The organism is Psychrobacillus sp., from assembly GCF_032154225.1.
Taxonomy (GTDB): Bacteria; Bacillota; Bacilli; order Bacillales_A; family Planococcaceae; genus Psychrobacillus.
Map to the genome: position 1 here is coordinate 45,637 of NZ_JALDYF010000013.1, position 15,462 is coordinate 61,098.

Consider the following 15,462-nt stretch of genomic DNA (forward strand, 5'->3'; position numbering starts at 1 on the left):
GCTTTTACTCATTCTACCCTATTAATACCCCGTAATCTGGAATCCTTGTGCTACTTGCATACCTATTTCGTATGCATTTTGGATGCCCTCGATAGAGATGACTTTTAATGGTCCTGTTAGTACGCCGTTGTCTGTTCCAGGATGCATAATGACTGCGTTACCTTTACCTGGATCGATTGTTCCGAAATTCACTTGGAAGCCATTGTTTACTGGCGTAAACTTAGTGCCGTCTTGGTTGTTTGTGAATCTAATTTTTGTTCCGTCGTTATCTTGCACTATGATGGATGCATTTGCCAAAGCGACTACTTGATCTTGGACAAGGCCTACTCCACTTTTGTTCTTTAAAGGAGCAACTGTAAAAATCAGTGCTTCATTCGTTAAATTGTTGTCTGGAGTTGTTCCAGCGCTAACGGATAACAGATCCATTGGTCCTTCTATAACTCTTAATGTTTTTGCTGCCCAGCCTGGGTTTGGTGCAACAGCTTTACCTGCTTCTTGTTGAATAAATGCATAATCACTGATTGCATTTTGATCTAAGTTTGGCGAATAGTTCCATGCTCCAGATGAATTTGCTCTCACCTTGCTAACATATCCACCATTTTTATAAATGACAATGTCATAGTTTGGTTGCGCAATACCTTTTAACTCAATTCTGCTTGCATCCACGCGATATCCAGCAGTTCCTGATTTATGCGCAAACTTTGAATCAATATATAAATCAACAAAGTAGAAATTCGTTGTGATTTCAAATGTGGAAACAGCAGATGGTTGATATGTTCCAGCAACTGTATCACCCACGTCTAACGATGCTCTAAACGAATCAAATCCTACTGAAATTCCTTCATTTCGATAAATATCCCCTGAAGTTCTCACTTTGTATTTCATACCATCCGTAGTAATAAAATAATTATTATACACATCTACATAATGAATTTTCTTATTAGAAAAGCTTCCTGCTCTAGCAGGTGCATAGAAGTTCATTTTAGCAGATGATTTCGTTTCTACTACTGTACCTCCTTCCATTCTATTGAAAGTCATAATAGTATCCACTACTGGGACATTTACATCTTTAGCAGTGAAAGCAATTATTACATTTCCATTTTGTTCAGGAGTTACGCTGATGCTTCTTGCACCAGAAATATTATTTTCCACTCCATTGATCGATACTACTTTAATACCAGCCGGAATATCGACACGAACTGTAGCTCTAGATGCTTGGTTATAATATGCCCCGAAATTAGCAATCATAGAAATGACTTCCGTCGTTTCTCTTTGTTGAACCGTTTGATTGTCAACATTAATAGATGCAATGCTTCCTGGAGCTGTAAAGCTTGCAGAGTGACCTTTGTACTTGAGAGTATATTTAACCCCTGGAGTTTGAACAGAAGTTGTTAATGTTACAGTTGTTCCATCCGTACTTAATACTGCTCTCGATACGGACAAAGCGTTATCGAATACAAAGTCGTTAACTGGAACACTCGAAACAGCTCGATTTAGCTTCACAGTCACAGTTGTGCTATCCACGCGAGAAACGGAAGTCATTTGTACTGGCTGTGCTGAACTAACTGCATCCAGATTTTTTTTCAACAAGCTTCCCCAAATTAATGTATTCGTGTTGATAAGAGCCTGTGCTTGATTAATATTTTTTGTTGCTTCTGAATTTCTACCACTATTAAGATCCACTGCTGCAGCTTTTGTAAACATATGCACAGTCACATCATTTTTTAGATACTTAATCAAATCCTCTGCTGGACCTTTTACAACATTACGGATTCGATCACGAGTCGATTGACCATATACACGATCCAATAAAATCGTTTGCTTGCGGAATTCAGCAGTCATTGCATGATATTGAGCTTCCACTTGATCTAAATTATTTGTAGGTACAGCTTCTGAAAGTGCCTTTGTTCTCTCTTTAATCTTCGTGCTAGCTGTAATTGCATCCAAATAACCTTGCGCACGTTGAAGCTGTGTTCTCGGTTCAATTAATAAAGCATCGTATTTCAGCTTATCTGAATAACTTACGCCTTTCAAAGCAGCATCCACTTTAGCAATCGCATCTTTTGCTGCATTAAACTGAGCCCATGGTTGAGTCACTCCATCCGCAGTCCCTTCAATAGAGATAGCCCATTTTAAAACAGTCCCAGCCTTTTGTGCTTCCGTTACTAATTTATCAATATTTGTCGCAGCATCCACCTGCCCAGTTGCACCAACTGAAACAAATGCTGATGCAGCCACCACTGAAGATACAATAATTTTCGCCGTTTTGTTATTCATTATAAAATCTCTCCTTCATTTCCATTTGTTATTTAGCTCTATCTTTATTATAGTATAAAAACATGGACAATTTTCAGTTATTTTCTAAATTGCACTACCTATATAGTTATTCTACAAGTTGTGCCTGTATCCCTTTTTATCTTGGGTATTTTTTGGTTGTAATACCGATTTTTACTGGATGTTTATTAGTACGTGTAATGGTGGAGAAGGTTTCATGAATAATAAAATAAGAGGGTGTCTCAAAAGTCATGAAAATGACTTTTGGAACACCCCCTTTCTTTAGCAAGGAGTTCATTATTGATTCATACATTATAATCCTCGTAGATCATTTCTATCCCCTTATGAGAAAACAAATTGTTGTACCTAAGTAGTTAGCGAAAATACTAGCTTAAGATGATGTTGCAAATTTTTTCAACAATATCTAATTCTAAATCCCCGTACAAAGGTAATATTAAGACTCTTTCTGAAATAAATTTAGCGATAGGCGTTTTATTTATATCATATTCTTGATTAAAGTAATCTGCCTCTGACGTCAATGGATAAAAGTATTTTTTCGTGTGAATATTAGATTCCATTAATTCATCATATATTTGATCTCTCGATTTTTTGAAGCCATCAAAAATGACCGGAAAATGGCTGAAATTTTTTGGGGTATCAACTATGTCTGGTAATAATTTTATACCACTAATAAGCTGTAATTTTTCGTAATATTTATTTATGACTTTTGAACGTTTTATTATTTCTTCATCAATGTATCTTAAGTTGCAAATACCCATTGCAGCTTGAAATTCATTCATTTTGGAATTAGTGCCAATGTATTTTATCGAATAATCTTCCGAGAGCCCAAAGTTTTTATATGACTCTAATTTTTCTTTGTATATAGGATTATTGAAAGTTAGGCAGCCACCTTCTAACGTGTGAAATACTTTTGTAGCATGGAAACTATACATAGATATATCTCCATAGTTTGCAATAGATTTATTTTTATATTTTACTCCAAAAGCATGTGCAGCATCGTAAATAACCTTCAAATTATATTTTTTGGCTAATTGTTCAATAGCTTCAATATTACATACATTTCCAAATACATGAACAGGAATAATTGCTGTAGTCTTTTCTGTAATTAACGCCTCTATTTTTGTTACATCGATCGTATAGTCATCCATATTAATATCACAAAAAATGGGCGTTAAGACCCTTCGAACAATAGCTAATGTTGTTGAAATAAATGAAAAAGGAGTAGTAATGACTTCTCAAGTTAACTCCAATGTTTGAATTGCAGCCTCTAGAGCGATATGACCATGTGAAAAAAGTGCAAGATTCTGCGCATCAAGATGGGCTAAAAGATTTTGTTCAAGTTGCTAGTGCTTTATACCATTATTCGTTAAAGAACGCGTATCCCATAAATCTTTAATTTCTTCTATATAATCGTTATAGGGTGCAATAAATGGCCGAGTAACGGTAATAGTTTCTTCTTTCAATTTTGAATCCCTCACAATTTAAATATGATTAGTAAAACAAAGTAAAAAATCCAAATATGAAACGTTAAGAATGGGGGCTGTTCTTAACTAATAGTAAGCATTTCCCTAATCTTTTCTACACTATTGAACATGAGAATATCAATAATAGATAAAGCTGGAATGAATGCATTGTTATATTGCTTATATTCAACTAACTTAGGTTCAAAAAAGCATAATTCAATATTATTTAGTGAAAAGAGCTCATTACTATATAGTGCTTTTCCACCAATTGGGTTAGTATATGTCGATGCCGAAAGCTTTTTACATAGCTCGATAATTCTTTCCTGCCCTTGATAAGTATTATTTTTTTGTATATCAGAGGATTTGCTAATTTTAGTTGTTATATTAAGGTAGGTACATATTTTGTGAATAGAATAACTTAAGTAGTCAGCTAAATTACCCTCTTTATAACAAATAATATCTTCTATTAGGTTGTATACTACATTAAAATAAGGTGCTTGTTTATAGGCGTATTCAATTTTTTTCAAAATTTTTTTATTATAGTCTTCACCTTTCAAAATAGATAATTCGTTAATTTTTTTGTTTTGACTTATCTTTTTTAAAGGTAAGTTTATCATTTTTTTTTTTCATTAATTAAAATGTGATTTCGATTAATCCAACCCTTTTTTATGAAATTCACGTCATCGAGAATGACGAATTCGTCCACATGATTAATTAGTTGCCAATAGCCAAGATAAGGGAAGAAATACGGTTGCATAATTGCAATGTTCATGTTTAATATCCTCACGATTAATTTTTTAAAAGGTAAGATTTTATTAGTGCTATACCTTCTCTTAGCCAACTTTTTAATTTTACAGAATTGGGTGTCTTAGCAGCAATTGCATCTGATTCAAAGCCGTTCAGTTTTGCTAAATATTTTGATCTCCTTAAGTGATAGTCATTAGAAATGATTGTAATTTCATGGATGTTATTTGGCAATAAACCTTTAGAAAATTGAAAGCTTTCATATGTAGTTATCGCTTTATCTTCTAAAATAATTCTTGATGGCTCAATTCCAGCATTCAATAAATAATTTTGCATTGCTAAAGCTTCCGGCTGATCTTCATCACTTCCTTGGCCACCGGATACAATTACTTTAATATGTTGATATTTTGTTAAATAGGGTATTGCTACATCTAAGCGGTTTTTAAGCGAATATGTAGGTATGCCTCCTGCTAAAATTTTAGCGCCTAAAATAATTACATACTCAAATTCCCCATCAGCTGTCGTTTTTGCACTTTTTATTATTAAAAAGCTGCTGTAAAGGTACATTATACTTACAGATGATAATAGTAGTAATGCAAATAATTCCATATTTCCTCCATGTACTAACTTTAATGTATACTAAATTTAAAAATTTTGAACTCCAAATACCGATCCAGAGTTGTTATATCTTTGTCTAAATAATTTTTCGTATGGCTAGATAGCTTTAAAGTATTATGTTCTTTTGAAAATACGAATACCGCATGCGCATAATAAGGTAGATCATCTTGCTGCATTAAAATAACGTCGCCAGTATCTGCAACATTAATAGCTTCCGCGATATTTTGACATATGTATGTTTGAACATATTTTGACCAGTAATTATTAAATTGTCGAATACTTGTAAACGATGAAGAACAAGAAAAATTTATCGAATCGCTTGTACTATACCAATAATTTGTATGGAGAAGATTAACTCCTTTTTTTATATTCGAAGCAGGTTTTGTCATAGATACTCCACCAGCGACTAATATTTGGGATACAAAGTTTATACAATCATTTTCTTCAAAATAAGGATATTTTGAATTTTTGGTAGCCCAAAATTGTTCGGCATAATTTTTTGCTTGCCGTATATCATACGTAAAAATAGGCATATTTCTCTTTATAAACTTTTTAAAAGTAATCATTTCATATATCATAAATAAATAATTGACAGAAATACGTTTTAATTTTATAAGTATTTTTAAAATCAAATCGTTCAGTCCTTCAAACAGTTAAATTTTTTGGGATTTTCTTTTCACAAAGAGATTTCTTAAAAAGAAAGGTCCCCCAAAAGTAAAATACAATAAATGAATATAATATTTAAACTTCATTTTTCTAATAGTTTTTTTATAATGATATTTTGTATATGCATCGAGCTCTTCGTACATATTGAGAAGTTTGTAATAATGCGAAATCCGCTTAGATCTATTATTGGAGACTCGATTAGTCCAAGAATTTTCAACATTTACATTATAAGCAGACAAGATTTCATTTATATAATAAACATCGCCCTTTAATGCCAAGTTAATAGCTAGAGGATAATCTCCAACAGGTGCATTTGTTAAAAAAGATGGGCTATCGTCCTTATATTCAGCACGGTAGAACATAGAATTTGTTAAAAAATTTGCCCCTGCTCCTTTTATTACTTCTTCTACAGAAAAGTATTTATTCTCAAAATAATCATGATGAGGCTTAATAATTTCTCCAGTTAAAGAATTCATAATGTTCCCCGCATGTACACATAAACTACAATTACTGTTTTGTTCCATATAATCTACTTGTTTTTGTAGTTTATAAGGACTAATCCAATAATCATCTCCTTCACAAATAGCAATATATTTACCAGTAGCTCTTAATGCATTTAGACTAAATATACGCTTTCCTTTACTGTACTGATTTTCTGTTTGATAAATAATATTGATTTTTCCAGGATACTTTGTAGCATACTCTTTAATAATTTCTGGGGTATTATCACTAGAAGCGTCATCATGGATTAGAATTTCAAAGTCAAAGTTAGTCTTTTGCATTAAAAAACTTTCTATCGCTTTAGCAATATGATTTTCATGATTATAAGTAACACAATTAATACTAACCATCATATTCGTCATTAATTTTGCTCCTAAAAAATGCTTAATTTCTACCGTCACTTTATGTAGTCAAATAGTTGCTATATAAAAATATTTTAACATAATCCAATGAAAGAAATCTGAAAGAATTAAAAAACACCCCTAAGGTTAGAATTCCACTTAAATTCCCCTTACTTTTCCATAAACCTCTAAAAATAAACTCATTATTTTTGGTTGTATATAATACAACTCGTAGAACATTCTAAATTTCGTATTCTTTTTATTTTTCCTTAGATTCTCCCTCAAGCCTTTGAAGTTTCTATCAAAGTTGTCTTTCATTAATTCGCTTTCAAATACATTCTTTCTTTTTTTTACATCCATATAAATAAAAAACAATTGCCTATATGTTTTATAACTTAAATCCTCCAAACCAATCTCTTCAAAAAATTCAGCTCTCTCCTTAAAGGCATCTATTGCATCTAGTCGATGCTTAATTTTAAATCCAACTCCCATAAAACTATCTTTTCTTTGCCAATAATATAGTAACTGCTCCGTAGTTAGTACAATTTTCTTAGCCTTATAAATCAATTTGTAAGTCGTAAACTCATCTTCGTGTACCCTTTCTACTGGAAATCGTATTTCCTCTAGTAACTTTCTTTTAAATAATTTACCCCATACTACAACCATCTCCACATTGAATCTATCTGAAAACTGCCCTAATGCATCAATATTGGAATACTCATAAATTATTTCCTTCGAATTTTCACCTTGAGTATCTTCTGTTGAAGTTTTGATGAAACAACATACTGAAATGTCTGAATCCGTTTTTCTTAGTAGTTGGTATAGCTTCTCAAAGTATTCAACATGTATCCAATCATCACCATCAATAAACGAAATATACTCACCTTTAGCAATTTCAAGCCCTGCATTTCGAGCATTTGAAATACCACCATTTCTTTTATGAATTACTTTTACTCTTTCATCTATTTTTGCATATTCATCACAGATTTCTCCGCATTTATCAGGGGAACCATCATCTATTAAGATAACTTCAAGATTCTTATAAGTTTGCTTTAAAATAGAATCAACACAACGATTTAAATAGTCTTCAACTTTATATATAGGTACTATAACTGAAATGATTTCACTCATAATTTCCTCCATCTTTTTATAAAAAAATTAAACCTTCACTCTAAACTTTCTGTGCAATAAGTCTTCCAGCCTCCATCTCAAACACAATATCGCAATTCTCAATCGTACTAAGTCTATGTGCAATAATAATAAGGGTTTTTTGCCCTTTTAATTGATTGATGGCTTTCATAATTTCCTTTTCGGTATCATTATCTAAAGCTGAAGTTGCTTCATCGAGAAATAAAATTTCTGGATCATGGTAAAGTGCGCGTGCAATACCAATTCTTTGGCGCTGACCTCCCGACAATCTTACCCCACGTTCCCCTACAAAAGTATCTAGTTTATCTGGCATTTCTTCAATAAACTCTTTCATTTGCGCATCTTCAATTGCTCGCCACACTGCCGCATCATCAATTTCTTTGTCATCAATTCCAAAAGCTACATTATGACGAATAGAATCATCAGATAAATAGATTGTTTGTGGAATATAGCCAATCTTCTTTTGCCAAAGTGATAACTCTGTTTTCAAATTCTTACCGTCTATTAGTACTGTTCCTTTTTCTGGTTCTAACAAACCAAGAATAATATCCACAATTGTTGTCTTCCCAGCGCCCGAAGTTCCTATAAAAGCAACCGAACTTCCAATTGGGATTTGAAGAGAAACATTTTGAATATTATAGTTAGATTGATTAGAATAACGATAATAAACATTTTTTAATTCAATGCTCTGGTTATATGCTCGTGACGATTTATTTTGCAGTTTACTAGTTCTCACATTCATATTTTGTTTTATTTCTTCATTACTGCTTAAATCCTCATAAATTACATCTAATGCTGGTGAATTGTATTTAATCGTTGTTAAAGCTCCTACTATACGGTTAATCGACGGCATAAGTCTGAAAGCAGCCATTGCAAAAAGTGCCATCGTTGAAATTAACGCAGACAACTCCTCACCGCGTAAGATAATTAGCAGCATCATTCCAAGTATAGTTGCTACTATGATCGTTTCAATAAACATTCGAGGCACTTGAGTTAGCATTTGAAAAAAGCGTTGAGCCTTTGCATATGTTTGACTTTGCATAGTGAATGCATTTATAAAAAAACTCTCTTTCCCGGAAACTTTCACTTCCTTACTAGCACCAAGTCCTTGGTTAATCCATTTAATCATTTGTCCATTCGACTGTTGTTGAATTTGTCCTAGTTTACCTATTTTAGTGCGAAACACTTTAAAAAAAACAACTACGCTTGCACCAAGTAAGATGACGGAAAAAATAGTTGCGATAGGTTCAATAATAATTAGTAATGCTAAAATACAAACGATAACTAAAGCTTCAGTTGCAAGTAAAAAATAAGGAATCATCACATGTTCGAACACCCGATTCACTTCATGATTAACATTTCTAAGAAGCTCAGCAGTATTTCGTTGCAAGTGAAACTCATATGGCTTCGTTAAATAAGAGTTTAATAACTTTTGTGATTTTTTTACACGCTGATTATTGATAAAACGATATTGGATATAATAAAACAATAATAAATAGAAGTTTTTTATAACGAACACAAGAATCAAACAAATAGTTGCAAAGATTAAAAATCCATTTGATGATTGAAAATTAAATAGTTCGTATACAAACAACAATACCTCTTGTTCTTCCATTATATTTGGATTCGTCACAATTCCTATAAATGGGACAATTAACCCAATACCAATCGTTTCCAAAAGAGCAGCTATTAACATTAGCAAAAATAAAAAAAAGAGATTGCGTTTCTCTCTTTTACTAAACAGCTTTATTAAATTTCTTATATTATTCATATATGTGTATCACGCCTTGTTATTATTATCTATCATGTCGTAATTGATTCGAATAGTTACTATAAAAACATTTTAACATAGTCCAATGAAAGAAATCTGAAAGAATTCAAAACAGGATTTATACTAGTGAAAACTAAAAACCCCCACAATCAAAATTACACGATTGTAGGGGATTCATTATTAATTCGAAACAGTTTTCACATTCCATTTTGACCAGTCTGGATTTGCTTTTTTAAATAGTTTTTTAGGGAAGAACAAACTCACCAGTCGACCATGACTTGCATGAACGTCAAATTTTTCTAATTGGAAATCATGTTGTACTACTACATTTTCAGTCGCATCGGACAATTGTAAAGGCAGATTGTTAATCGTCGCTACCTTATCGAAAGAATTGCGTATTAGCAATTTGATGGTAACACCACTGTCTTGTTCTACTAAGCTAACGGCAGAAAATGATACATCGTTAACTGCTAGTGGACCTAAAGAATCAAGCATTTTCTTTAAAGATTCTTTTTGAACGTCTGTTAATTCTTTAGACGACTTTTCATCTAATTGTAAAGTGAATTCAGATACAGATTTTTGTTCGTATTCGAACACTACTTCGAATTCCATTTGATCCACTATTTCATCATGGGGTACGAATAAAGATTCAGGATCGAACTCGAACATCCATGGACGAGCTCTTAGTGGACCTAACTCACCGAAATATTCCATATTAAATTCTTTCTTTGCAATTTCCTTTCCAGCTGTATCACGAACAATTAAACGGATATCACCTAAAGCTAAATTCTTTTGCAAAGACTGGCGAATGATTGCTGTAAGGATAAATCCATCGTTTGTTTTGTGAAGCTTAACTCCGTGAATACTAAGCTGGTTTGGAATTAGACCTTTTAACTTATTGTGAGCAACTTCGAAAGCATAGCGTTCTTGCTCATTCAGATTCCACAGATCACTAAACTCTAACATTGTTTTTGATGTATTTGATGCCTTTGATTGAGATGCTTTATTTGGCTTAAACATTGGAACATTCCTTTCAAAACGAATACTGTAACGTTATTATAGCACCATTATAAAGGCAGAACCATCTTCACTCTGGTAATAGTTCGTCAATTCTTTGCATAATAAGAGGATTATCTGCCATCCACGCATCACGATCTGCTCTTATTTTATATAAATGAGACTGTATATTTTCCTCTGTCAAATATACGCCAAAGTCGGATGGTACTTTTTCAGCATCTATTTGTAAAGTCTTATGCAATATAAGATTACCAACCTTCTTCCGATAATGTGCTTGATCAAAATAAACATCAAAATTTTCCGCTGAAGTCGTTGTAATTGAATTATAGCCCGAAAAATCCCAAACAGGTGTTATATGAACAATTTCCTTTTTCCATTGCTCCAACTGCTCCCAAAGACCAGCCTTTTCAATACCTGTCCATTGGAGAGCATGCGCTGGCTGAATAAAAGCAATTAATTCAATTTGATTTTCCTCACATAAATCAACTAATTGCTTAAAGTAACTAATATTTTTATTTGACAATTCATATTTCGCTAATAATTGCTCACTTACTAAATACTCTTGTAGATGTTCATAAAAACGATTGTGCCCACTGTTGAGCATTTCTTGATGAATATTCAATTGAACTGATTCGTTAAAACTACCATCTTCTAATAAAGTATCTTGAGTTAAATTAGAAATATTATTCCTATTTTCATGAATTACTCGCATACTATCGATAAACGCTTGAATTGTAAATAAGTTTAAAAACAAATCTTCTTTTATCCATCGTTTACTTGATAAACGTTCCTCACTAAACCCGAGTGGGGTAGTACCGAATATATTAAAGGCTTCAAAATCTAAGCCAATTATCACCCTTTTTAACTTAGGATTACTTTTTAATACATACTCAAAGTATTTCAACTCCACATCCATAGACGCACCCGCAAGTCCAACATTATAAGCTTTTTCTCCAACCATTTTTTTATAATAACTAGGATCTAATCCTAGAAACGTTCGAGAGGACCCTAAAAATATCGTATCAGGTTTCTGGTTAACAAGATCTTTTTCCTTCAATATGTATTCCTTTGTTTCTATTTTTTGTTCATTAAATCCTTCGTAAGTAGGAGATTCGAAAATATTATAAGGATTCACTAGATAATTCACTGCAACGATGAATACTATTGTCAACATACATAGTATAATTACCGCTAAGTTCCAAGTTCTGTATTTTTTTTTCATATCCACCTCTAAAAATTAAAGTATAGGAATATACTTTCTTTTGTTAAACTCAATAGTGCATACATAAAAATAATTATTGTAAACAATGCCGTGTACCATGTTGGCTTAAATTTCTCTCGCAGTTGTTCCGAATTTTCGAATAACAAAATAATTAATAACCCCACTATGATGTATTGAATTCCACGTACATCATCAATAAGTTGGGTCTCCCCTATTGAAATAACATCTGAATAAATATCGGGTATTATAAAACTAAATCGCTCTGGAAAGGTAATGCCATTCCAACCACTCATCCCTTTTAACACCTTCATTGCTTCAGGGAAATTATTTGCTCTAAAAAAAACTAAGGATGCATTGATAAAATTAAACGTAATAAACCATGCGATATATTTATTCATTTTAAAACCAGCTGACTTCCAATGCCGATGAATAATCGTCGCAGCACCATGTAAAAAACCCCAAAATACAAATGTCCATCCAGCACCATGCCAAATACCACTAATTAAAAAAAGGATCATCAATGCAATATTCGAACGTAACATTGTATATTTTTTTATATGTAAAGGCGTAAACACCTTTCTTAATAAAAAGCGATTAACTGGAAAATAAATATAACGATATAGAAACTGTCCTAATGTCATATGCCAGCGGCTCCAAGTATCTTGAATATTTAAAGCCTTGTAGGGGGAATTAAAATTAACTGGAAGTTTTATATTGAATAGCAGTGCTGCTCCCGTCGCCATATCCATATAACCACTAAAATCAAAATATAGCTGAAAAGTATATGATAAGGACACAATCCAAGCTTCTATGAACGATAAGCTATGTAGTTGATCGAAGCCCTGAGTCGCCCATATCGCAAACGTATCCGCCAAAATGACTTTTTTAAACAATCCGATAGAAAAAACAAAAATACCTACTGAAATATTCTTGCTATTAAAGAATTTATTTCTTCTATCTGCAAATTGGGGCATTATTTTCTTGTGAAGAACAATTGGTCCTGCAATCAACTGAGGAAAAAATGACACAAATAATGTGTAGTTTAAAAAATCTCTTTCTTTCACTTCGCCATGATACGCATCTACTAAATAGCCTATTTGCTGAAATGTAAAAAAGCTAATAGCTAACGGTAAGGCTAGATGGAATAACGGTATTTCCCCATCAAATAAAGCATTCAAATTCACAATAAAAAAATCCACATACTTAAAGAATCCTAATAATAAAACATTTAAAAAAATACCTACAGTAAGAATCCATTTCTGATTCGTAGTATATTTTTTAGTGCTTAATATATTGCCTATACTATAATTTACTAAAATAGATAAACAAATAATCGGCAAAAAGTTAATATTCCACCATGCATAAAAGAAGAGCGAGCTAACAACTAACCATACTTTGGCCGCTAATAGATACTTTTTACGATTCAGAACAAAATAAATAATAAACACTACAGGCAAGAATATAAATATAAATTCAAAGGAATTAAATAACATACTAAAATCTCCTAATTCTATTTCTAAAATATACCTTATAAACACAAAATAGGAATATAAAACATTCTCCAAACTAGTAGAAATCTTATAAAATAGTAGAAAGAAATTATTCTGCCATCATTATTTCTTTCCATAGCTTTCTTTTCATATTTCCTCCCCCTTTTTGGAGTTTTTTTACACTCTCTTTAAGGATAAACAAAAGTTCAATTATTGCAATACTGACAAATGTTAATAGTGACTAAATATATTTTTCATAAACTCTATTTTCAGTGTGTAAATATATAAAAGAACGCCCAGATTGACGCTCTAATAAGAATACTATTATTTCTTGTGGCGCTTACGTCGTCATAAACAAAAATTAACCCCTTACCATAAACAATATGGTAAGAGGTTAATTTAGTACTACTTTAAATTATCTACAAGAACTTCAATCACTCTCTCCTGCTGCTCCACAGTCATCTTCGAATCCGAAGGCAAGCAAATCCCACGTTCAAATAAAATTTCACTCACAATTTCATCTTCTCCGTGAGCATAGAACTTACATCCTTCAAAAACTGGTTGCAAGTGAAGTGGTTTCCAAACAGGACGTGCTTCAATATTTACTTCATTAAGGACGTCAATTAGATCGTAAGGAGAGATGGTTATTTTTTTCGGATCTAGTTGGATCGCACTTAACCAACGATTCGAAAATGTATCTTTCATTTCTGGCATTATTGAAACTCCATTAATACCCCCTAATGCTTCCGAATATCGTTCGAAAATCGCTCGTTTTTGAGCTACACGTTCGTCAAGTACTTCTAGTTGCCCTCGACCAATCCCAGCTAGTACATTACTTAAACGATAGTTGTACCCAATGACACTATGCTGATAATGCTTTGCCGCATCTCGGGCTTGAGTTGCAAGGAAACGTGCTTGTTTTAATGCCTCTAAATCATCTGAAACGAGCATGCCCCCACCAGAAGTCGTGATGATTTTGTTTCCGTTAAATGAATAAACACCATACTTACCAAATGTTCCACTTTTCTTTCCTTTATACGTTGAACCTAATGATTCTGCTGCATCTTCTACGATAGCGACATCATAACAATTACAAATTTCCATGAGTTCATCCATTTTCGCACTTTGTCCGTATAAGTTGACGATAATGACCGCTTTTGGGAGCTTACCTTCTTCAGCCGCTTCCACAAAAGCTCTTTCCAAAGCTTGTGGTGACATATTCCATGTATCCCATTCAGAATCGATAAATATAGGGGTTGCACCACGATAAACGATAGGATTTGCACTCGCAATGAACGTCAAGCTTGAACAAAATACAGTATCCCCTGCTCCAACGCCTAGTAGATTAAGTGCCAAATCAATAGCAGCAGTACCAGCACTAACCGCAGCTGCACCTTGAATACCAACGTACTCTGCTAATTCGTTCTCAAAGCCATCCACATTTGTTCCTAAAGGAGCAATCCAATTCGTTTCAAATGCTTCATTTATGTACTTTTGCTCGTTTCCACACATATGTGGGGAAGATAATAAGATTCGTTCACTCATTTATAAGCCTTCTCTCTTAATCACTTTAGCTGGAATCCCAACAGCAGTAACATTAGATTCTATATTCGATATTACCGAAGATCCTGCACCTATAGTTGTCCATGAGCCGATATCAATGCCAGGTATGACAGTAGCCCCGGCTCCAACATGACTACCTTGTCCAACTTTCACATTTCCAGTTAATATAGCTCCTGGGGATATATGCGTGAAATTCTCGACTACGCAGTCATGCTCAATTACACTATTCGAATTAATAATAGAATGACAACCTATAGAAGCATCTGCATTTACTATAACTCCTGGCATAATGACGGTTCCATAGTCGACTTTTACAGAGTTGCATACTATCGCTCGATTATGAATAATGGTTGCGTATTTCTCATCAGCAATATTTAATCGCTCAACAATACTCTTTCTTATATGATTAGATCCAATAGAAATAACTATTTTTACATCATCAATCAATAGGTCATCTATAAGTGCAATAGGTCCTTTAATAAGATGCTCCTCGTAAAACCTCTCTTGGTATCGATCATCTAACTTTGCGATAACACTACCACCTTGAGAACGTATACAGTCTTCAATTACCTTTGCGTGTCCACTATCACCAATTAGGATAATTTTCTCCAAAATGCATACC

Annotated in this window: 12 protein-coding genes and 1 pseudogene; all 13 read right to left on the reverse strand. The window is 33.0% G+C overall.

All coding sequences use genetic code 11. The features are described from left to right. Window positions 1–21: 21 nt before the first annotated feature. Window positions 22–2,277, reverse strand: coding sequence for a hypothetical protein (locus RUH95_RS15300; RefSeq protein ID WP_313893762.1), 2,256 nt, complete (start codon window positions 2,275–2,277; stop codon window positions 22–24). A 383-nt stretch (window positions 2,278–2,660) separates the two neighbouring features. Further along, on the reverse strand, window positions 2,661–3,524 hold the full coding sequence (locus RUH95_RS15305; RefSeq protein ID WP_313893807.1) for a DegT/DnrJ/EryC1/StrS family aminotransferase: 864 nt from the start codon (window positions 3,522–3,524) through the stop codon (window positions 2,661–2,663). A 317-nt stretch (window positions 3,525–3,841) separates the two neighbouring features. Further along, window positions 3,842–4,530 (reverse strand): annotated as a pseudogene (locus RUH95_RS15310) (WbqC family protein). Window positions 4,531–4,547: 17 nt separating this feature from the next. Further along, window positions 4,548–5,111 (reverse strand): YdcF family protein, encoded by a 564-nt coding sequence (locus RUH95_RS15315; protein ID WP_313893763.1) that lies wholly within the window; start codon window positions 5,109–5,111, stop codon window positions 4,548–4,550. A 20-nt stretch (window positions 5,112–5,131) separates the two neighbouring features. Next, window positions 5,132–5,752, reverse strand: coding sequence for an amidase domain-containing protein (locus RUH95_RS15320; protein ID WP_313893764.1), 621 nt, complete (start codon window positions 5,750–5,752; stop codon window positions 5,132–5,134). A gap of 21 nt (window positions 5,753–5,773) precedes the next feature. Next, window positions 5,774–6,649, reverse strand: coding sequence for a glycosyltransferase family 2 protein (locus tag RUH95_RS15325; protein WP_313893765.1), 876 nt, complete (start codon window positions 6,647–6,649; stop codon window positions 5,774–5,776). Between the two features lie 138 nt (window positions 6,650–6,787). After that, window positions 6,788–7,759 carry a glycosyltransferase family 2 protein gene (locus RUH95_RS15330; RefSeq protein ID WP_313893766.1) on the reverse strand — a complete coding sequence of 324 codons (972 nt, stop codon included), beginning with the start codon at window positions 7,757–7,759 and terminating at the stop codon, window positions 6,788–6,790. Between the two features lie 40 nt (window positions 7,760–7,799). Beyond that, window positions 7,800–9,548, reverse strand: coding sequence for an ABC transporter ATP-binding protein (locus RUH95_RS15335; RefSeq protein WP_313893767.1), 1,749 nt, complete (start codon window positions 9,546–9,548; stop codon window positions 7,800–7,802). 180 nt (window positions 9,549–9,728) lie between these two features. Next, complete coding sequence (locus RUH95_RS15340) at window positions 9,729–10,568, reverse strand: SLAP domain-containing protein (protein ID WP_313893768.1); 840 nt, start codon at window positions 10,566–10,568, stop codon at window positions 9,729–9,731. A gap of 67 nt (window positions 10,569–10,635) precedes the next feature. Then, entirely contained in the window at window positions 10,636–11,787 is a 1,152-nt protein-coding gene (locus tag RUH95_RS15345) for a hypothetical protein (protein ID WP_313893769.1), read from the reverse strand. Window positions 11,788–11,795: 8 nt separating this feature from the next. Continuing rightward, window positions 11,796–13,280 carry an MBOAT family O-acyltransferase gene (locus RUH95_RS15350; RefSeq protein ID WP_313893770.1) on the reverse strand — a complete coding sequence of 495 codons (1,485 nt, stop codon included), beginning with the start codon at window positions 13,278–13,280 and terminating at the stop codon, window positions 11,796–11,798. Window positions 13,281–13,682: 402 nt separating this feature from the next. Further along, window positions 13,683–14,822, reverse strand: a complete 1,140-nt coding sequence (locus RUH95_RS15355) for an aminotransferase class I/II-fold pyridoxal phosphate-dependent enzyme (protein ID WP_313893771.1) — start codon at window positions 14,820–14,822, stop codon at window positions 13,683–13,685. Continuing rightward, window positions 14,823–15,452 carry an acetyltransferase gene (locus RUH95_RS15360; protein ID WP_313893772.1) on the reverse strand — a complete coding sequence of 210 codons (630 nt, stop codon included), beginning with the start codon at window positions 15,450–15,452 and terminating at the stop codon, window positions 14,823–14,825. Window positions 15,453–15,462: the final 10 nt, after the last annotated feature.

Excerpts from the sequence above, each read along its gene's own strand:
- RUH95_RS15355 (WP_313893771.1), bottom strand. The coding sequence starts at position 14,822 with ATGAGTGAACGAATCTTATTATCTTCCCCACATATGTGTGGAAACGAG.
- RUH95_RS15335 (WP_313893767.1), bottom strand. The coding sequence starts at position 9,548 with ATGAATAATATAAGAAATTTAATAAAGCTGTTTAGTAAAAGAGAGAAA.
- RUH95_RS15315 (WP_313893763.1), bottom strand. The coding sequence starts at position 5,111 with ATGGAATTATTTGCATTACTACTATTATCATCTGTAAGTATAATGTAC.
- RUH95_RS15350 (WP_313893770.1), bottom strand. The coding sequence starts at position 13,280 with ATGTTATTTAATTCCTTTGAATTTATATTTATATTCTTGCCTGTAGTG.
- RUH95_RS15345 (WP_313893769.1), bottom strand. The coding sequence starts at position 11,787 with ATGAAAAAAAAATACAGAACTTGGAACTTAGCGGTAATTATACTATGT.
- RUH95_RS15340 (WP_313893768.1), bottom strand. The coding sequence starts at position 10,568 with ATGTTTAAGCCAAATAAAGCATCTCAATCAAAGGCATCAAATACATCA.
- RUH95_RS15330 (WP_313893766.1), bottom strand. The coding sequence starts at position 7,759 with ATGAGTGAAATCATTTCAGTTATAGTACCTATATATAAAGTTGAAGAC.
- RUH95_RS15325 (WP_313893765.1), bottom strand. The coding sequence starts at position 6,649 with ATGACGAATATGATGGTTAGTATTAATTGTGTTACTTATAATCATGAA.
- RUH95_RS15300 (WP_313893762.1), bottom strand. The coding sequence starts at position 2,277 with ATGAATAACAAAACGGCGAAAATTATTGTATCTTCAGTGGTGGCTGCA.